Below are 20801 nucleotides of genomic sequence, written 5' to 3'. Positions count from 1 at the left end.
AAAAAGTAACGAAAGAAGCAGGTGTGAGACTTGAAAAACAAAATCCAGAAATTTTCCAAAGGAGACTTTCAGTTAATACGACCTGATGTCATATTTGATGAAACAAATCTGGTTCTCATAATTGGGGAAGGGGAAGTATACAGGGGAAGTTTTACTATAAAGACAAACGACAAAGGGACAATACGGGGGCTGGTCTACCCGTCCTCTTTTCGTGTGCATTTTAAAGACCAGGGATTTGACGGAAATCCGGCAAAAGTGGAATTTACGTATGATGGAAGGGGCTTAAGACCGGGACATGTGGAAGAAGGGAAGTTTACGGTTGTCTGCAGCGGCGGAGAGTACGAGCTTTCCTTCACGGCGATCATTGAGAAGCCTTATGTCATGACTTCTTATGGAAAGGTGCAAAGCACCGATGATTTCCGCAAACTGGCGATCAAGGATTTCTCTGAAGCCGGACGGCTGTTCCGCTCCAGAGAGTTCTATGAGATCCTGAAATACGAAAACGAAAGGATCTTCTATCTGTATGACAATATGCGCAAATGGTCGCTGGGAGACCAGGCGATGGAAGAGTTTCTGGTGGGGATCAAACAGAAGGAATGTATTTTCCTGACACTTCCGGGAGAGGGAATGCTGTTTGAGGATGTAGAAGAGCCCACAAAAGGAACACTGACCCTGATGAAGAATACATGGGGGTATATGCCGATCCATGTAGAGGCGGAAGGACAGTTTATCCGTGTTACGAGATCAGAGATCAGTACGGAAGACTTTGTGGGAAATACCCATGAGGTAGAGTATCTGATCCGGCCGGAATATCTGCACGGAGGACGGAATTTTGGAAAGCTTAGGTTTGTGACGCCCTATGAAACTCTGTCATATGAGATTGAGGTCCTTCAGAATCAGAAGGAGTATGACGAAGAGAGAAGGATGCCGGAGCTTCTTGAGGCCCAGATCCTGAAGGAATATGTAGGCTACGTGGCAGGCCGGATGGAGCTGAATACCTGGATCGACAGTGCGGTGGAGAAGATGAACAGCTTAAGAAAGCTTAACCCCTTAAGTGAGATGTATCAGCTCCTTCAGGCGAATATCTATCTGCGGGGAGGCCGCATCGAAGAGGCAAAGTGGATCCTGGAAAACTATAATTATAACCGGTTTGCGATCGGAAAAGATCCGATTACCAATTGCTATTATCTGTATCTGACCGCTCTTGTAAGAGGGCAGGGAAGTCATATCGAGAGAACGCTGGATGAGATCGGGAAGACCTATATGCGGCATCAGGATTCCTGGCTGCTGCTATATATGCTTCTGAATCTGGATCCGAAATATAAAAATGCATATAAACGGATCGAGGTGCTGGAGCAGCAGTATGAATACGAAGTGCACAGTGTTACTTTTTATCTGGAAGCCTATCTGTGTTACCAGGAGAAGCCGACTCTTCTGAAAAAGCTGGGGCCTTTTGAACTTCAGGTACTGAACTTTGCAGCTAAATACAGACTGATGACAAAGGAGCTGGCGCTTTATGTGTCTAATTTTGTCAGCCAGCAGAAGCAGTACAGAGAATCTATGTTCCGGATCCTGGAGCGGATATACAAAATGTACAGCGAGCCTATGATACTGAATACGATCTGTACTCTGCTGATCAAGGGAAATAAGACGCAGAAGCGTTATTTCTCCTGGTATCAGAAAGCGGTGGATGCAGAGCTTAAGATCGCCCAGCTGTATGAGTATTATATGATCACACTGGCTGAGGAAAATGTCAGAGGCCCGCTTCCGAAGTCGATTTTACTTTATTTCATGCATGGAAATACGCTGGACTATAAGAAAGCGGCCCTTCTGTATGCCAATCTGGTGACCTATGAAGAGCAGGCCGGAGACCTGTATCTTACTTACCGGGAACAGATGGTAGAGTTTACCTGGGATCAGCTTTTGAAGCGGCATATCACAGAGTCCCTGCGTATCCTGTATAAACGATTCTGCCGGGAAGAGGAGATGGATGCGGAGCGTATGGAAGCCATGCGGGATGTCTGCTATGCCTACGAGGTCCGTACAAAGGTACCGAACATGAATTGTGTTCTTGTGATTGAAAAAGACGGGGAGATCCGTCAGCGTGTGCCTTATGACCCGGAGAACGGAGCGGTTATCTATCTTTACGATAAAGAATCCCGCATTGTCTGGGAATCTATCGACGGAAGACATTACACAGACTCTATTTCTTATGATACAAAGCGCCTGTTCTATGAGCCCAGATTTCTGGATATGTGCCGGAAGTATGCTGCAACAGCAGGCATCTGGGAAAAAGAGCGGGAAAAAGAAGACCTTACGTTTGAAAATATCCAGGAAAAAGGGCTGGAGGCCTTTGACGAGCGGGATGTATTCCGGATGTGCAGCCGCAGGATCCGCGAAGAGAACTATGAGGAGGACGAATTCCTGACCTGGCTGTGTTTTGAGATGTTCTTAAGACAGCAGTATGATAAGGTAACATTGATGTACCTGGCAAATTATTACTGCGGGGCTACACGGGATATGAAAGCGCTCTGGAATGTGCTGAAGGGATACGGAATCCCGGCCCATAAAGTCGGCGAGCGTATTATCACCCAGATGGTATTTTCTGAGAATCTGTTTGATGAAGAGAGGATCTTTGAGGATTACTATATATCCGGCAATGTCTATTTCCGGCTGAAGCAGGCCTATCTTGCCTATGTGTCAAGAGAATATGTGGTCTGGGGAAGAGAGCTGGAAACCTGTGTATTTGAGATCATTGCCAATGAGTGTGACCAGAAGGAAGACCTCCCTGATATCTGTAAGATCGCTCTCCTGAAGTTTTATTCCGGAAGGGATTACAAGACGGATGTAGAGCAGGTCCTTCATACGGTTCTTCGGGAAATGTGCGAAAAGCAGATTGTATTTCCGTTTTATCTGCGTTTTAAAGAAGAGTGGATCCGGGAAGTCCAGCTGCATGATAAATCTATGGTGGAATACCAGGCTGCACCGGGAAGCCGGGTAAAGCTTTTCTATAAAGTGAAGAAGGGAAACCGGGAGGAGCTGGGATATCATACAGAGGTGCTGATGCCGGTATATGAAAATCTATATGTAAAACAGTTTATTCTGTACAGTGATGAATCAGTGACCTACTATTTTCAGGAAATCCGCGGAAGAAAAAATATCACGGGAGAAAAGCAGGTCCTTAATAACAGCGGCAGTGCGGTGGGAGCCGGAAAATACGGAAAACTCAACGATATGGTGTCCATGAGCCCTGCGGCCAGGCACCTGGCGATGCTGGAATATGAGGAAGAGGAAAGACTGGCTGAACAGTTTTTTCAGATATATTAGGAGGAAATGTTCATGCAAAGGGGAAGTATACTGGGGTATGATCTCAATGAAAAGAGCTGCCAGATCAGCTATTATGATGAGAGAAAGGAAGAGCCGGATACTCTGGAGACAGCGGTAGATAACTATCAGATTCCGCTGCTTCTTGGGTATTATAAGGAGCGCTGGGTCTTTGGGAAAGAGGCAAAGAAGCTTTTGGTGATCCGTGAGGGAGAGGTGGTCACCGATCTGTTTCAAAGAGCCATGCGTCGGGAAAAGGTCCGCATCGGAGGGAAAAATCATGATGCGGTCTGGCTTCTGGCAAAGTTTGTCAGCCTGACGCTCCAGGACTTTGAGGAGATCAGCCAGATTACGTTTGCGGTGCCTTACACGGATATTGACGTATCTAAGATGCTGAAGGGAATCGGAAGCTTTGCAGGCGTGCCGAAGGAATGTGTGAATGTACAGGATTATAAGGAAAGCTTCTGCCAGTATATGTTTTATCAGCCTAAAGAGCTGTGGCAGTACGAGTCTGCATTATTTTACTGCGACGCGCAGGAAATCCGGGCCTATATGCTGCGGAAGCTGAATACTATCACCGGACGGGGCAAGGATATGTTCGTGACGGTAGATGAGGTGGCAAGCGCTAAGATGAAGGAGCTGGAAGCAATCTATCCGGTGCTGAATGTAGACAAAGCAAAAGATGCGGACGAGCAGTTCAAGTCTTTTATCCAGAATGTTTTTGAGAAAAAGGTGGTTTCTTCCGTATATCTGACCGGAGAGGGATTTGAAAACAACTGGTATCCCAATTCACTGAAGGTGCTCTGCAACGGCAGGAGAGCTTTTCTCGGGAATAACCTGTACAGCAAAGGGGCCTGCTATACTTCTATGCGTAAGGTATTCTCCTACGATGAGGGACCGGTATATCTGGATGAGACAAAGATGACGGAACAGATCTGCCTCAGGATGAGAGTGAACGGGCAGGAAGGCTGGCATCCCATCGTGTCCTGGGGAACGCACTGGTACGAAGCGGACGGTCAGTGGGAGGTGATCCTGGAGGATACCTCAGACATTGAGATCCATGTGGAAACCCTGGCAGGAGAAGAGCTGCAGGTGGAAACTGTTTCTTTGAAGGGGCTGCCGGAGCGCAGGGATTATTCTCTCAGGATCCAGATTGATGTCATGTTTCTGGATGAGAGAACGTGCCGCCTGACATTCAAGGATGTGGGGTTCGGTGAATTTTTCCCGGCTACGGACTTCTGTGCGGAAAAGATATTAAAATTAGGAGGTATCCATGGGCAGTTTAATTCTATGTCATAAAAAAAGAGCAAAACAACCCTATGTGATATCCAGGGTTCATATGAAGATTTATACCATCGAGGAGCTCTGCTATTATATCTGCAACAATCTGTATCTGATCGATTATACAATCATCAATTATCAGCTGTGCGACTGGATCGGAAGAGAGCTGGAAATGGAGGAGCTTTCGGAGCATCTGAAAGCGGAGCTTAGGAAGAACTGCTCCATGGAACAGTTTATCCTGACGATTTTAAGGGAATCTACCATCTATGCCCAGTCAGATATCAACCGGATCCAGAATATCCTGGAGCGCCTTCAGAACCAGAAGGATGTTGAAAGGGCCAAGCACAAGGCGGACAGCCTGATGCAGAGCAGGGAGTATGAGTCGGCGGTACTGGTGTATCAGGCGATCGTCGGCGGGGAAAGAGATGATTCTGTAGATAAGAAGTTTTATGGAAAGGTATATGCAAGCCTGGGGGCGGCCTACGGGCGCCTGTTTTTGTATGAGGAGGCTTCAAAAATGTATGAAGCAGCCTATGAGATCTGTGAAGAGCCGGAAATGCTGAAGGCATATCTGTACTGCTGCAGGCGTGCGATGCCGGAGGAGAAGTATGTGAAGATGTTGTCCGGGAATCCGGCTTTTCTCAGTATGGATCCTCAGATCAAAGAAAGTATCCGTGAAGTGCGGCGTGAAATTGACCCGGATCTGCCTGAAAAGAAGCTGGAACAATGGAAAAAGGAGTACCGAAGGATTGACAAAAATACCGGAATATGCTAAAATAACAACGATTTAGCGTGGTAAAGTAGTCAATTGATAGCAAAATGATGTTTGAAATCCTGGCTGTTTTCCGCGTGGAAAGACGAGGAGGAAAAGGATATGAAAAAGAGACTTGCAATGATCCTTGCCCTGATGATGGCGTCTACAGCGCTGATGGCAGGGTGCGGCGGCCAGGAAGACAGCGCTGGCAGTTCAGAAGACAGCGGCAGTGCATCTGAAGAGACAGCTACGTTTGAAGAGAAACAGGAGGGAGATACATTTACGGTCGGATTTGACCAGAATTTCCCGCCGATGGGATTTGTGGGAGATGACGGAGAATATACCGGATTTGACCTGGAGCTGGCGCAGGAGGTCTGTGACCGGCAGGGCTGGGAATTTGTAGCACAGCCTATTGCCTGGGAGACAAAGGATGCCACATTGAATTCCGGAGAGATCGACTGTATATGGAACGGCTTTACAATGACCGGACGTGAAGATGATTATACGTGGTCAGAGCCTTATCTGGACAACCAGCAGGTATTTGTAGTAAGAGCAGATTCCGGCATCGAATCTCTGGATGATCTGGCCGGAAAGATCGTAGATGTGCAGACAGAATCTTCGGCACAGGCAGCACTGGAGGAAAATGCAGAGCTTGCCGGAACCTTTGGGAACCTGCAGGTGGTGCCCGACTATGATACCGGATTTATGGATCTGGAGTCCGGAGCTGTAGATGCGGTTGCTATGGACATCGTAGTGGCCAGCTATCAGATCGAGTCCAGAAATGCGGACTTTACGATCCTTGATGAGTCAATTGCGACAGAGGAATACGGAATCGGCTTTGCAAAGGGAAATGAAGCGTTAAGGGACACCGTGCAGCAGACTCTGGAAGAAATGGCGGAAGACGGGACCATGGCAGAGATTTCCACCAAATGGTTTGGAGAAGATATCACCACGATCGGAAAATAATAAAGAAAGTTTTGGAATCGGGGGCTGTCCATCCGGGACGGCCCTTTTGTACGGGAAAGAGGAATAGATATGGCAATTTCGGTTATGCTTGGCAAACTGGCGGAAGGAATGTGGGTGTCCGTGGCGATTTTTGCAGTGACGCTCGTGTTTTCTCTGCCATTGGGGCTTTTGGTTTCCTTTGGCAGAATGTCAAAGAATATTGTGATCCGCACCATCGTAAAGGTGTATATTTCAATCATGCGCGGTACGCCTCTGATGCTGCAGCTGATCGCAATTAATTTTGGCCCTTATTATGGACTGGGGATTCCCAATACACCAGGATGGAAAAATATGGCGGTAGCAATCGGCTTTGTTCTGAACTATGCGGCATATTTTGCGGAGATCTATCGAGGGGGCATTGAGTCCATGCCTCAGGGACAGTATGAGGCGGCAAAGATCCTGGGTTACAGCCGGGGACAGACTTTTTTCAGGATCATCCTTCCCCAGGTAATCAAACGGATTCTGCCGTCTGTCACCAATGAGACGATTACCCTGGTAAAGGATACGTCTCTGGCGTTTACGATTGGCGTCATGGAAATGTTTACGGTGGCAAAAGCATTGACCGCGTCACAGACATCTCTGCTGCCGCTGGTATTTGCAGGTGTTTTCTATTACGTGTTCAACTTTATCGTGGCGTTTGTGATGGAGCGCATCGAGAAAAAGCTGAATTATTATCGTTAGGAGGAGAGCCATGAGTCTGCTTGAGATGAGAAATATCAAGAAGAGTTTTGACGGGACAGAAGTGTTAAAGGATATTTCGCTTACTGTGGAGAAGGGAGAGGTGTTAGGGATCATAGGGCCCTCGGGCTCCGGGAAATCCACGCTGCTTCGGTGCGCGACAGACCTGGAAAAGCCGGATTCCGGCGAGATACATTATGATGGAACCTTTGGCCTGGTGTTCCAGAACTTTAATCTTTTTCCCCACTATTCCGTTATGAAAAATATTACGGATGCACCGCTTCGGGTACAGAAAAGGAAGAAAGACGAGGTATATCAGGAGGCGCGGGAACTGCTTGCCAAGATGGGGCTTTCGGATAAAGAGCAGGCTTATCCCTACCAGCTTTCCGGCGGACAGCAGCAGAGAGTGTCTATTGCCAGGGCACTTGCCATGAATCCGGATATCCTGTTTTTTGATGAGCCGACCTCGGCGCTTGATCCGGAGCTGACCGGCGAGATCCTGCGGGTCATCAAAGGACTTGCCATGGAACATATGACTATGGTGATCGTGACCCATGAGATGAATTTTGCAAAACAGGTATCTGACCGTATTATTTTTATGGATCAGGGGTATATTGAAGTAGAAGGGAAACCGGAAGATGTATTCGGATCCTCAAATGCAAGGATCCAGGAATTCTTAGGCAAGTTTCGGGAACCCTGATGTGTAGAGGCAGAAGGAATGTTGCTTTTCCTTCTGCCTTGTATTATACTATCGTTGAGAACTGTCCGGAGAAAGGCGGTCTATCTTTGAAAATGAAAATAAGGAGTTGCATTCATGGACGAATTTGAAAAAGTAACAACTGGTATGGGAGAGGAATGCGGCGTATTTGGTGCTTATGATATGGATGGGGGTGATGTGGCACCATCAGTATACTACGGACTGTTTGCACTGCAGCACCGGGGACAGGAAAGCTGCGGCATTGCAGTGACAGATACCAATGGGGAACGAAAGGTACATTCCCGGAAAGGGCTGGGGCTTGTTAATGAGGTGTTCGACGAGGAGTCTCTTGCGGCTCTGAAGGGGAATCTTGGCGTCGGCCATGTACGGTATTCTACGGCCGGAGGCACCCGGGCGGAAAACGCCATGCCGCTGGTCTTAAATTATGTGAAAGGAACGCTGGCTATCGCGCACAACGGGAATCTGACCAATGCGGTAGAGCTCCGGCATGAACTGGAATATACAGGGGCTATTTTCCAGACAACGATCGATTCGGAGGTCATCGCCTATCATATTGCAAGAGAGCGGCTGCGTACAAAAGATGTGGAAAATGCCGTAAAGAATGCGATGAAAAAGATCAAGGGCGCCTATGCTCTGGTGGTGGGGTCACCAAGAAAGCTGATCGGTGCAAGGGATCCGTTCGGGCTGAAGCCTTTGTGTATCGGAAAGCGCGATCACACGTATTTCCTGGCTTCAGAAAGCTGTGCCATTGCCGCGGTGGGAGCGGAATTTATCCGGGATGTCAGGCCCGGAGAGATTGTCAGCATCACCAAAGAGGGGATCTCTTCAGATCTTTCTATGGCGATCGCGCCGGACAGACAGGCCAGATGTATTTTTGAATATATCTATTTTGCCCGTATGGACAGTGTGATCGATGAGGTGAATGTTTACCATGCCAGGATCGTGGCCGGCAGGGCGCTGGCGCAGTCCTATCCCGTGGAGGCAGATCTGGTAGCGGGAGTGCCGGATTCCGGTCTGGTGGCGGCGAAAGGATATTCAGAGTATTCTGGTATTCCTTATGGAATGGCTTTTCATAAGAACAGCTATGTGGGAAGGACCTTTATCAAGCCTAAGCAGAGTCAGCGGGAATCCAGCGTAAAGATCAAGCTGAACGTTATCGAAGAAGTAGTAAGAGGAAAGAGGATCGTGATGGTAGACGATTCGATCGTGCGGGGTACAACCTGTGCGAATATTATCCGGATGCTGAAAAAGGCAGGGGCGAAGGAAGTACATGTAAGGATCAGTTCGCCGCCATTCCTGCATCCCTGTTATTTTGGAACAGATGTGCCTTCTAATGAGCAGCTGATCGCACACTCCCATACGACAGAAGAGATCCGCGAGCTGATCGGTGCGGATTCTCTGGGATATATGAAGATCGAGAAATTAAAAGAAATGGTGGGGGATCTGGGCTATTGTGATGCCTGCTTTTCCGGAAATTATCCGATGGAAGTGCCGGGAAAAGATATCTCTCATGCATTTGAATAATATGATTAAGGATAAAGGAGAAAATCAAATGGCAAACGACAGATATCAGAGCCCGCTTTCAGAGCGCTATGCAAGTAAGGAGATGCAGTATATTTTTTCACCGGATAAGAAGTTCCGTACATGGAGAAGACTCTGGATCGCACTTGCAGAGACAGAAAAGGAGCTGGGGCTTCCGATCACGGAGGAGCAGATTGAGGAATTAAAGGCGCACGCAGAGGACATTAACTATGACGTGGCGAAAGAACGGGAAAAGGTTGTGCGTCACGACGTCATGTCTCATGTATACGCTTATGGACAGCAGTGCCCGAAGGCAAAAGGGATTATCCATCTGGGAGCAACATCCTGTTATGTGGGAGATAATACGGATATGATCCTGATGTCAGAAGCTCTGGACATCGTGCGTAAAAAGCTGGTCAATGTGATCTCTGAGCTGGCAGGATTTGCAGATAAATACAAAGACCTGCCCACACTTGCGTTTACCCATTTCCAGCCGGCGCAGCCGACAACGGTAGGGAAGAGAGCCACACTCTGGATGCAGGAGTTTGAGATGGACCTGGAGGATCTGGAGTATGTAAAGAGCACCCTGAAGCTTCTGGGATCCAAGGGTACTACAGGTACCCAGGCCAGCTTCCTGGAGCTCTTTGATGGAGATCAGGAAACGATTGACAAGATCGATCCTATGATTGCAGAGAAAATGGGCTTTGAAGCATGCTATCCGGTATCGGGACAGACTTATTCCAGAAAAGTAGATACCCGGGTGCTGAATGTGCTGGCAGGTATTGCAGCCAGCGCTCACAAGATGTCAAATGACATCCGTCTTCTGCAGCATTTGAAAGAGGTAGAAGAGCCTTTTGAAAAGACACAGATCGGCTCCTCTGCAATGGCGTATAAGAGAAATCCTATGCGCAGTGAGAGGATTGCCTCACTTTCCAGATATGTGATGATCGATGCCCTGAATCCGGCGATCACCTCAGCGACCCAGTGGTTTGAGCGTACTCTGGATGATTCCGCAAATAAACGTTTGAGCGTTCCGGAGGGATTCCTGGCCATAGACGGCATCCTGGATCTTTGCCTGAATGTAGTAGACGGGCTTGTTGTTTATCCGAAGGTCATTGAAAAACGGCTGATGAGTGAGCTGCCGTTTATGGCTACAGAAAATATCATGATGGATGCGGTAAAAGCAGGCGGAGACCGCCAGGAGCTGCATGAGAGGATCCGCGAGCTGTCCATGGAAGCAGGACGCAATGTAAAAGAAAAGGGTCTGGACAATAATCTGCTGGAGCTGATTGCAAAAGATCCGGCCTTTAACTTAAGTGAAGAGGAACTGAAGAGCACAATGGATCCGTCTAAATATGTGGGACGGGCTCCGATCCAGGTAGAGAATTATCTCAATCAGGTAATCCGTCCTTTACTGGAGAAGAATAAGGATCTGCTGGGGATCAAGGCAGAGATCAATGTTTAGACGATGTTAATAAAATAAACAAAAAATTAGCAGTATTACCAAAAATGAAAATGTCAAGTAATTTTTGAAGAAAAAAAACGGCGGATTTACAGGGGTCCGCTGTTTTTTTATGTGTGTCATATTGAGCAAAAGAGGGAAAAGTGCCGAAAAATTTTTACCTGCAGGAGAAAGATTGAGAAAAAAATATCAAAGTGGTATGATAAACAGGACGTATAAAGCTATCTAAAGTATCTATAAGAGAGGAGGAGTTTAATGGAAACATTAAATAATATTGTACTGACGATTCAGGATTATATGTCCAATATTGTGCTGATCATTGCGCTTTTAGGCGCTGGCATCTGGTTTTCCTTCCGGCTGAAATTTATTCAGGTCCGCGGTTTCAAGAGGGGAATCAAGCAGGTTTTCGGAGGCCTCTTTGGCAAAAAGGGCGAGGCGGGAAACGACGGTATGAGTTCGTTCCAGGCACTGGCAACCGCGATTGCCGCTCAGGTAGGAACCGGAAATATCGCCGGAGCGGCGACAGCGATCGCGATCGGCGGCCCGGGAGCCATTTTCTGGATGTGGGTGGCTGCGTTTCTGGGAATGTCTACGATCTATGCCGAGGCATTGATGGCGCAGAAGTATAAACAGATTGGTGATGACGGCGTAGTAACCGGAGGACCTGTATACTACATCCGCGCTGCATTCAAGGGAGCGTTTGGAAAAGTGCTGGCAGGTATTTTTGCCGTGCTTTTGATCTTCGCTCTCGGCTTTATGGGAAATGCGGTGCAGTCCAACTCGATCGCCGCTTCCTTCCACACGGCGTTTGGTATTCCGCAGTGGATCATGGGGCTGATCGTAGCTGTACTTTCAATTGCGGTCTTTTCAGGCGGAATGAAGCGTATTGCAAAGGTAACAGAGACCATCGTTCCTCTGATGGCAGGTCTCTATATTGTGGGATCGCTGGTCGTGATCATCTGCAACTGGAGAAATATCCCGCTTGCCTTTTATGAGATTTTCGTAGGGGCATTTGCACCAAGCGCGATTGCCGGAGGAGCGATCGGAGCAACGATCAAGCTGGCATTGACCAAGGGTGTGGCAAGAGGTCTGTTCTCCAATGAAGCGGGTATGGGATCCACGCCTCACGCACACGCGGTGGCAAAGGTAGACCATCCGGTAGAGCAGGGACACGCAGCTATGATTGGCGTTTTCATTGATACGTTCGTAGTTCTGACCATGACAGCACTTGTCATCGTAACGACCAGAGCCCTTCCGGAATCCTACAGTGTTGTAGAAGGCGGATATACAGGGGCAGAATTAAGTCAGTTTGCTTATTCTCTGGTTTACGGAAAATTCGGAGAGATATTTATTGCGATCTGTATGTTTTTCTTTGCATTTTCTACAATCGTTGGATGGTATTTCTTTGGTCAGGCAAATATCAAGTATCTGTTTGGCTCAAAGGCAGTGCCGGTTTATTCCGCACTGGTATGTATCTGCGTGTTCCTGGGATCTTTGGCACAGGTGGATCTGGTGTGGAATATGGCAGACTGCTTCAACAGCCTGATGGTAGTTCCGAATATCATCGGCCTTCTGGCTCTGAGCGGTATGATCAAGAAAGTGCATGACGATTATTTCAATAATTTCTTACCAGGTAAAAATAGTGAATTTGCACAAAAAAAGTAAGATAAATTGTGCAAAAGAACTAAATTGACGGGATTGATTTTTTGTTGTTGAAAATGATTTAACAATCAGTTATTATAAAAACAGATGATAAGTCATATAGATATTATTTATGGATAGAACTAAATAGTGGGCTGATGTTTTCCAAGAGAGAGTCATCAGATGGCCGCCGAAGAGGCAAGCCCTTTCAGGGGTGAAACTTTCAGGCAAAAGGACTGGAAAACGGACCACATTCTGAATCTTGTGCTGTATGATAAAGCTTTTAAAAGATATATATCAGGGCAAAAGACAGGAAAGGGGCGACTTACGCACACGGTTGTGCGTTTGGACGCCCTTTTTTAAAGCCTGTTTATCTGAAAAAAGTGATCTAGAAGGAGAGAAGACCCGATGTCCATGCAGACTGGCTACACAGTGATTACAAATAATCCTCTTGTCTATGAAAAATTTAAAAATTCGCATGATGTGATCTATCGGGAAGTCTCTTATGAAGATATTCTGAAAGAGGCCAGAGACAGGATCCATCAGGGGTATCAGCTCTTGACACACCCTTTGTCAGGAAGCGTAAAGCCAAATGAAACACCATATAAATCCATGCTGATGTCCAGTACAAAAGGGCGGATGGATCCGGCGTCTTTAAGACTGATTGAAAATGCGATCCAGGCCTGCGGGAAGTTCCGCTTCAAAGGGGATCAGTTTCAGTCGGATGTGTATGAGGATTTCCAGATGATTGACTTAACGCTTCTGGAAAGCGGAATGTCTTCCGCGGATGTCTGGGCATAGGCAGGCATGAAAAGTCAGGTTGTAAAAGCATTGAAGCTTAGACAATATAAACAAATTTTTAAGGAGGGAATCAAAAGTGAGATTAGAAATGGGACACATTTACATTAAGGATATTCAGTTCGCTTCTGAGTCCAAGATCGAAGACGGAATCCTTTATGTATCCGAAGAGGCCGTAAAGGCAGTAGCTCTTGAAGATGAGAAGATCAAGAGCGTATCATTTGATATCGCAAAACCGGGAGAGTCTGTAAGAATCACACCGGTAAAAGACGTTATTGAACCTCGTGTAAAGGTTGAGGGAAGAGGGGGAATCTTCCCGGGCGTTATCGCAAAGGTAGACACTGTTGGAGAGGGCAAAACCTATGCGTTAAAAGGAATGGCTGTTGTAACAGCAGGTAAGATCGTAGGTTTCCAGGAAGGTATCATTGATATGACAGGTCCTGGAGCTGAGTACACACCGTTTTCCAAGACACTGAACCTGGTAATGGTATGTGAGCCGGTAGACGATATCAAACAGCATGACTATGAGAAGGCTGTTCGTTTCGCAGGCTTCAGAGTTGCAACATACATTGGTGAACTGGCACGTGACCTGACACCGGATGAGACAAAGGTTTATGAGACCTGCGGCATTAAAGAAGGTATTGAGAAATATCCGGACCTGCCGAGAGTTGCTTATGTACAGATGCTTCAGAGTCAGGGACTTCTGCACGATACATATGTATACGGCGTAGATGCAAAGAAGATCGTTCCTACGATCATGAGCCCGACAGAGATCATGGACGGAGCTATTGTTTCCGGTAACTGTGTATCTGCATGTGACAAGAACCCGACTTATGTACACCAGAATAACCCGGTTGTACATGACATGTTTGAGCAGCACGGAAAAGCATTCAACTTTGTAGGCCATATCATCACAAACGAGAACGTATATCTGGCTGACAAGATGCGCTCTTCTGACTGGACTGCAAAACTGTGTAAGATGTTAGACCTGGACGGTGTTATCGTATCTCAGGAAGGATTTGGTAACCCGGATACTGACCTGATCATGAACTGCAAGAAGATCGAGGCAGAAGGTGTTAAGACAGTCATCATTACAGACGAGTATGCTGGACGTGACGGAAAATCTCAGTCTCTGGCTGACTCCGATCCGGCTGCTGATGCAGTAGTAACTGGCGGAAATGCAAATCAGGTGATCATCCTGCCGAAACTTGACAAAGTCATCGGAACCCTGGATTATGTAACAAAGATCGCAGGTGCAAGTGAAGAGACACTTCGCGAGGACGGTTCTCTGGAAGTTGAGCTTCAGGTACTGACAGGTGCGACAAACGAGACTGGTTTCAACAGACTGAGTGCAAGATAGGAAGGGAGGAGAAAACATCATGGCAAAAATTAAAGTTGTTCATTACATCAATCAGTTCTTTGCACAGATTGGTGGAGAAGAAAAAGCAGATTATCCGGCAGAGATCCGTGTAGGAGAAGTAGTAGGACCGGGTACTGCATTTATGGCAAGTTTTAAAGATGAAGCAGAGATCATTGCAACGATCATCTGTGGAGACTCTTATTTCAATGAAAACCTGGAGACAGCAAAAGCTCAGATCCTGGAAATGGTAAAAGAGCAGGCTCCGGACGTATTTATCGCAGGACCGGCATTCAATGCTGGACGTTATGGTGTGGCTTGCGGAACGATCGCAGCTGCTGTACAGGAAGAGCTGGGAATCCCGTCTCTGACTGGTATGTATGTAGAGAACCCTGGTGCAGATATGTTCAAGAACCAGGTATACATGGTATCTACAAAGAACAGTGCAGCTGGTATGAGAGATGCTGTTAAGAAGATGGCTCCTCTTGCTCTTAAACTGGCAAAGGGCGAAGCTATCGGAGCATCCTGTGTGGAAGGTTACATGCCGAACGGCGTTCGTGTAAACTTCTTCGAGAAGGAAAGAGGATCTAAGAGAGCGGTTGACATGCTGATCAAGAAGCTGGCAGACAAGCCGTTCACTACAGAGTTCCCGATGCCTGATTTCGACAGAGTAGATCCGAATCCGGCAGTTAAGGATCTGGCACACGCAAAGATCGCTCTGGTTACTTCCGGTGGTATCGTTCCGAAGGGAAATCCGGATCACATCGAAAGCTCCAGTGCTTCTCATTATGGAGAGTATGATATCGCTGGCGTGATGGATCTGACAGAAGAAACTTATGAAACCGCACACGGCGGATATGACCCGGTATATGCAAACGAAGATGCTGACCGTGTACTTCCGGTAGATGTGCTTCGTGATATGGAAAAAGAAGGAATCATCGGAGAACTGCATCACCTGTTCTACACCACTACCGGTAACGGAACAGCCGTTGCATCTGCAAAAGCATTCGCAGATGAATTCTCTCAGAAGCTGAAGGCTGACGGAGTAGATGCCGTGATCCTCACCTCTACCTGAGGTACCTGTACTCGTTGCGGTGCAACGATGGTAAAAGAAATCGAGAGAGCTGGTATTCCGGTTGTACATATCTGTACAGTAACTCCTATCTCTATGACTGTAGGAGCGAACAGAATCGTTCCGGCTATCGCTATTCCTCATCCGCTGGGTAACCCGGCTCTGGATAAGGACGAAGAGAAGAAACTTCGTCGCGAGATCGTTGAAAAAGCTCTGAAGGCTTTAACAACAGAAGTTGACGGACAGACAATCTTCGAATAAAAGAGGTTATCTTAGGTAAAGCTGAGTAAAACTCATAAAAAAGGAGACGAGACAAAATGAGCAAGATTTATGATGTTATCGTCCTTGGCGCAGGCCCTGCCGGATTAGCGGCAGGCCTGTATGCAGGGAGAAGCCGCCTTTCCGTTCTGATCATCGAGAAAGGACAGGACGGCGGACAGATCGCGATCACAGATGAGATCGAGAACTATCCGGGACAGATCGTAGAAGGAGAGTCCGGACCGTCCCTGATCGCCAGGATGACACAGCAGGCAGAGAAGTTCGGCGCAGAGCGTGTATCTGACACTATCAAAGAGGTAGAGCTGAACGGAGACATTAAGGTATTAAAGAGCGAAAAAGCTGAATACCAGGCAAAGAACGTGATCATCGCTACCGGCGCTCATGCAAGACCGATCGGATGCAAGGGCGAGGCAGAGTTCATGGGCAAAGGTGTTTCCTACTGTGCAACCTGTGACGCTAACTTCTTTGAGGACTTTGAGGTATACGTAGTAGGCGGCGGAGACTCCGCAGTAGAAGAAGCGATGTACCTGACAAAGTTCGCAAGAAAGGTTACGATCATCCACAGAAGAAACGAGCTGCGTGCCGCTAAATCCATCCAGGAGAAGGCATTCAAGAATCCGAAGCTTCACTTTATGTGGGATACAGTCGTTGAAGAAGTAGGCGGAGACGACATCCTGCAGTGGATGAAGGTTAAGAACGTTAAGACTGGTGAGATCACAACCGTAGAGGCAGACGAAGAAGACGGCATGTTCGGAGTCTTCGGCTTCATTGGAACCGTACCGAACACCAAACCGTTCGAAGGCATCATCGACATGGATGAAAGAGGATACATCAAGACGGATGACGATATGCACACCAATATCCCGAATGTATATGCAGCCGGGGATGTGCGCGTGAAGAGCCTGCGTCAGGTAGTGACTGCAGCGGCAGACGGAGCGATCGCAGCCGTACAGGTAGAAAGAAGTATGTCCGATTATTTCTAAGTTGAACAGATAGCTTCTTTGTACATTGCAGTTTAAGAAGCTGTGTATTATGATATCAATAAATAAATCTTAAGGAGGACAAGTTCATGTTAGATGTAGATAAGAACACATTTGAAGAGGAAGTATTAAAAGCAGACGGTTATGTATTCGTAGATTTCTACGGTGACGGATGTGTACCGTGCCAGGCTCTGATGCCGAAGGTACATGAGTTTGCAGAGACCTATGGTGACAAACTGAAATTCACATCCCTGAACACCACAAAGGCACGCCGTCTGGCAATCGCACAGAAGGTTCTCGGACTTCCGGTTATGGCAATCTACAAAGATGGAGAAAAAGTAGAAGAGCTGGTAAAGGATGACTGTACCGAGGAAAGTATTGAAGCGATGATTAAGAAATACATCTAATCCAGAGAATAGATGTTTTCTAAATCATAGATTAAACCTGTTGAAAAACAAGAAAGGAGAGTCGCATAATTATGGCTATTTTAGAAGGCAAAAAAGCAATAATTATCGGAGACCGTGACGGAGTACCAGGACCGGCTATCGCAGAATGTGTAAAGACTGCAGGCGCTGAGATCGTATTCTCATCCACGGAATGTTTCGTCTGAACGAGCGCAGGCGCAATGGATCTGGAAAACCAGAAGAGAGTAAAAGAATTCGCTGAGGAGTATGGTGCAGAGAACTTAGTAGTAGTTCTTGGTGCAGCAGAGGGCGAAGCTGCAGGACTTGCAGCTGAGACTGTAACCCTTGGTGATCCTACTTTCGCAGGTCCGTTGACAGGGGTCCAGCTTGGACTCGCGGTATATCACGTATGTGAGCCAGAGATCAAAGAAGAGTTTGACGAGGCAGTTTATGACGAACAGGTAGGCATGATGGAGATGGTTCTTGACGTTGACGACATCGTATCTGAGATGAACGCCATCAGAGAGCAGCTTTAATCAGTTCTGAATAGGGCGCAGGTTTTATAGAAATTCCTGCGTCCCCTGTTAAAGATTTAGGAGAGGGGCAGACCCACGTATGTTCCCAGAAATGGGGCTGCTCCTTTTTTCTATATATTTATAGATTTCATCCATAAACTGCACGTCAGTTTATATTTTATGAATAAGAGAAAGGTGGAAAACCAATGAACAGTGTAATCAAGGGAGCGAGCTATGTATTGGTACATACTCCGGACATGGTGTATTATAACGGAACCACACAGACAACGGAAATGATCGTAAATCCGGAGTCCGAATACCTGAAAGAGGTAAAATCTAACCTGCGTTCTTATGAGGATGCAGTAAAATACTGGCCGAACCAGACCTACATCGGAAATGTTCATCCGGAAGAGCTGGCAGGCGTAGAGTTCCCATGGTATGACAAGAAGAAAGAGGATGCAGACCGTTACGGAAAATACGGCGAGATCATGCCGGAGGAAGAGTTCCTGTTCCTGGTACAGGCTTGCGACCAGTTCGAGGTTGTCAGACTGGACAAAGACTTCGTAGCAGAGTATAAGGATAAATTTGCAGCTGATCCGATCATCGGAGAGGACATCGTTGCTATGATCCACGAAGGTGTAGAGCTCAGCGAGATCGAGCACTTCGTAAATGAAGAGCATGCAGAAGGCCTGTACTTCAACGATAAGCTGGTAGGATGTGTAAAACGTGCACACGATATCGACGTGAACCTGTCTGCTCACGTTATGCATGAGAACCTGATGAGCAAGGCTTCCAGCGTACTGGCACTTCTCTATGCTGTACGCAACGCCGGCATCGACAAAGCAGAGGTTGAGTATGTGATCGACTGTGCAGAGGAAGCCTGCGGTGACATGAACCAGAGAGGCGGCGGCAACTTCGCAAAGGCTGCTGCAGAGATCGCCGGACTGGTAAATGCTACAGGATCTGACGCAAGAGGTTTCTGTGCTGCTCCGACTCACGCAGTGATCGAAGCTGCAGCACTGGTAAAATCCGGCGCATACAAGACTGTTGTAGTTACTTCCGGAGGATGTACTGCAAAACTTGGTATGAACGGAAAAGACCATGTAAAGAAAGGCCTTCCGATCCTGGAAGACTGCCTGGGCGGATTCGCAGTTGTTATTTCTGAAAACGACGGTGTAAGCCCGGAGATCGACTTAAACGTACTTGGACGCCACACTGTAGGAACCGGTTCCGCTCCGCAGAACGTAATCGGAAGCCTGGTGGCAGATCCGTTAGACAGAGTGGGAATGAAGATCACAGATATCGATAAATTCTCACCGGAGATGCAGAACCCGGATATCACAAAACCGGCAGGAGCAGGAGATGTTCCGCTTGCCAACTACAAGATGATCGGTGCGCTGGCAGTTAAGAGAGGCGAGCTGGACAGAAAAGAGCTGGCAAACTTCACAACAGAGAAGGGACTGACCGGATGGGCACCGACCCAGGGACATATCCCGTCAGGAGTACCGTATATCGGACCTGCATGTGAAGATATCAAGGAAGGAAAGATCAAGAACGCAATGATCATCGGAAAAGGAAGTCTGTTCCTTGGACGTATGACCAACCTGTTCGACGGAGTATCCTTCCTGATCCACGGAAATACCGCAGCAGAAGAAGAGGCAGCTGCAGGTGTATCCGAAGAAGAAGTAAAGGGACTGATTGCGAAAGCGATGAAAGATTTTGCTGCGACCCTGATGGCAGAGTAAGGGGTGGTGAATATGGCAAATAGTGTAGAAAAAATGATTGCCACCACCTTTATGGAGATGGCAGAAGGGTTAGAGACAGGAAGCTTCGGAAAAAGACCGAAGATCGCGCTGACCGGAATGGGAAGCGAGCATGGAGAGGAGAACTCCATGGCTGCAGCCGTAGAGGCGGCAAAAGACGGCATCGATGTATATTATATCGGTACTTTAGAGGCAGAAGGCGTGACAACCGTCAAAGTGGCAAACGATGAAGAAGGCCACGACAAGATGGAAGAAATGCTGAAAAATAAAGAGATCGACGCGGCAGTGACCATGCACTTCCCGTTCCCGATCGGAGTATCTACAGTAGGACGCTGTGTGACACCTGCATACGGGAAAGAGATGTACATCGCCAACACCACAGGAACCTCCAGTACAGACCGTATTGAAGGAATGATCAAGAATGCGGTATACGGAATCATTGCAGCAAAGGCCTGCGGAAATCCGGATCCGACAGTGGGAATCCTGAACGTGGACGGCGCACGCCAGACAGAGAAAGCATTAAAGCAGCTTCAGGAGAACGGATATCCGATCACATTCGCAGAGTCCAGCCGTGCAGACGGCGGATGCGTGATGAGAGGAAACGACGTGCTGCAGGCATCCCCGGACATCATGGTGACAGATTCCCTGACAGGAAATATCCTGGTGAAGATGCTGTCATCCGCAAATACCGGCGGAAGCTTTGAAGCAACAGGCTTTGGCTATGGCCCGGGAATCGGAGAAGGCTACGAGCAGTTAGTCATGATCGTATCCAGAGCTTCCGGCGCACCGGTCATCGCAAATGCGATCCGTTATGCAGCACAGCTGGTAAAAGGAAAAGTCTTTGAAGTAGCAAAAGCAGAGTTCGCAGCAGCGAAGAAGGCAGGCTACAAAGAGATCCTGGATTCTGTGAAAGCAGCATCCAAGCCGGCGGCAGCGGAGGAAGACGTAAAAGAGCCTCCGAAGGAGACTGTTACTGCACAGATCCCAGGTATCGAGGTTATGGACCTGGAGGATGCAGTGAAAGTGCTGTGGAAGATCAATATCTACGCAGAGAGTGGAATGGGATGTACCGGACCGATCATTCGTGTATCCGATGCAAACCTTGCAAAAGCTGAGGAAGAACTGAAAAAGGCAGGATATATCGGATAAGGATAAGAGATCTGATAAATCTGTAAAGAAGGGTGTTCTGACACATGTCGGGACACCCTTTTTCTGGGGGTTGAGGAATTGCGGCGTCGGTGCTATAATG

The 20801-nt window shown here is 47.5% G+C and carries 17 protein-coding genes and 1 riboswitch; all 17 genes read left to right on the top strand.

The features are described from left to right. Positions 1-30 precede the first annotated feature (30 nt). The 17 genes from BKD12_RS11135 to grdD all read left to right on the top strand — a co-directional run bounded on the left by BKD12_RS11135 (position 31) and on the right by grdD (position 20701). Positions 31-3327, top strand: coding sequence for a DUF5717 family protein (locus BKD12_RS11135; protein WP_070089378.1), 3297 nt, complete (start codon positions 31-33; stop codon positions 3325-3327). Between the two features lie 12 nt (positions 3328-3339). Next, positions 3340-4623, top strand: coding sequence for a DUF5716 family protein (locus tag BKD12_RS11130; RefSeq protein WP_070089377.1), 1284 nt, complete (start codon positions 3340-3342; stop codon positions 4621-4623). Then, positions 4598-5380, top strand: coding sequence for a hypothetical protein (locus BKD12_RS11125; protein ID WP_070089376.1), 783 nt, complete (start codon positions 4598-4600; stop codon positions 5378-5380). The genes BKD12_RS11130 and BKD12_RS11125 overlap by 26 nt, the downstream gene beginning before the upstream one ends. A 99-nt stretch (positions 5381-5479) precedes the next feature. Then, positions 5480-6325: an amino acid ABC transporter substrate-binding protein gene (locus tag BKD12_RS11120; RefSeq protein WP_070089375.1), complete on the top strand. Its 846-nt coding sequence runs from the start codon at positions 5480-5482 to the stop codon at positions 6323-6325. A gap of 69 nt (positions 6326-6394) precedes the next feature. Further along, positions 6395-7045, top strand: a complete 651-nt coding sequence (locus BKD12_RS11115) for an amino acid ABC transporter permease (protein WP_070089374.1) — start codon at positions 6395-6397, stop codon at positions 7043-7045. A gap of 10 nt (positions 7046-7055) precedes the next feature. Then, positions 7056-7742, top strand: a complete 687-nt coding sequence (locus BKD12_RS11110) for an amino acid ABC transporter ATP-binding protein (RefSeq protein ID WP_070089373.1) — start codon at positions 7056-7058, stop codon at positions 7740-7742. A 114-nt stretch (positions 7743-7856) separates the two neighbouring features. Next, positions 7857-9284 carry an amidophosphoribosyltransferase gene (gene purF / locus BKD12_RS11105; protein ID WP_070089372.1) on the top strand — a complete coding sequence of 476 codons (1428 nt, stop codon included), beginning with the start codon at positions 7857-7859 and terminating at the stop codon, positions 9282-9284. A 28-nt stretch (positions 9285-9312) separates the two neighbouring features. Next, entirely contained in the window at positions 9313-10746 is a 1434-nt protein-coding gene (purB, locus tag BKD12_RS11100; protein ID WP_070089371.1) for an adenylosuccinate lyase, read from the top strand. 252 nt (positions 10747-10998) lie between these two features. Further along, positions 10999-12408, top strand: a complete 1410-nt coding sequence (locus BKD12_RS11095) for an alanine/glycine:cation symporter family protein (RefSeq protein ID WP_070089370.1) — start codon at positions 10999-11001, stop codon at positions 12406-12408. A 132-nt stretch (positions 12409-12540) separates the two neighbouring features. Continuing rightward, positions 12541-12633: riboswitch (glycine riboswitch) on the top strand. A gap of 159 nt (positions 12634-12792) precedes the next feature. Further along, entirely contained in the window at positions 12793-13185 is a 393-nt protein-coding gene (locus tag BKD12_RS11090) for a GrdX family protein (RefSeq protein WP_330385600.1), read from the top strand. A gap of 76 nt (positions 13186-13261) precedes the next feature. Next, positions 13262-14542, top strand: a complete 1281-nt coding sequence (locus BKD12_RS11085; RefSeq protein ID WP_207645177.1) for a glycine/sarcosine/betaine reductase component B subunit — start codon at positions 13262-13264, stop codon at positions 14540-14542. Positions 14543-14561: 19 nt separating this feature from the next. Then, entirely contained in the window at positions 14562-15872 is a 1311-nt protein-coding gene (gene grdB / locus BKD12_RS11080; RefSeq protein WP_083262929.1) for a glycine reductase complex selenoprotein B, read from the top strand. A gap of 56 nt (positions 15873-15928) precedes the next feature. After that, positions 15929-16873: a thioredoxin-disulfide reductase gene (gene trxB / locus BKD12_RS11070; protein ID WP_070089366.1), complete on the top strand. Its 945-nt coding sequence runs from the start codon at positions 15929-15931 to the stop codon at positions 16871-16873. 86 nt (positions 16874-16959) lie between these two features. After that, positions 16960-17277 (top strand): thioredoxin TrxA, encoded by a 318-nt coding sequence (gene trxA / locus BKD12_RS11065; RefSeq protein ID WP_070089365.1) that lies wholly within the window; start codon positions 16960-16962, stop codon positions 17275-17277. Between the two features lie 71 nt (positions 17278-17348). Beyond that, the gene (gene grdA, locus BKD12_RS11055; protein ID WP_083262928.1) at positions 17349-17810 is read left to right on the top strand and encodes a glycine/sarcosine/betaine reductase complex selenoprotein A; all 462 of its coding nucleotides are present in this window, start codon (positions 17349-17351) and stop codon (positions 17808-17810) included. A 185-nt stretch (positions 17811-17995) separates the two neighbouring features. Continuing rightward, on the top strand, positions 17996-19534 hold the full coding sequence (gene grdC, locus BKD12_RS11050) for a glycine/sarcosine/betaine reductase complex component C subunit beta (RefSeq protein ID WP_070089362.1): 1539 nt from the start codon (positions 17996-17998) through the stop codon (positions 19532-19534). A 12-nt stretch (positions 19535-19546) separates the two neighbouring features. Continuing rightward, positions 19547-20701, top strand: coding sequence for a glycine/sarcosine/betaine reductase complex component C subunit alpha (grdD, locus tag BKD12_RS11045; RefSeq protein WP_070089361.1), 1155 nt, complete (start codon positions 19547-19549; stop codon positions 20699-20701). Positions 20702-20801 lie beyond the last annotated feature (100 nt).

Source organism: Merdimonas faecis (genome assembly GCF_001754075.1).
GTDB classification, from domain to species: Bacteria; Bacillota; Clostridia; order Lachnospirales; family Lachnospiraceae; genus Merdimonas; species Merdimonas faecis.
This window is presented reverse-complemented; position numbering and strand designations above follow the sequence as displayed.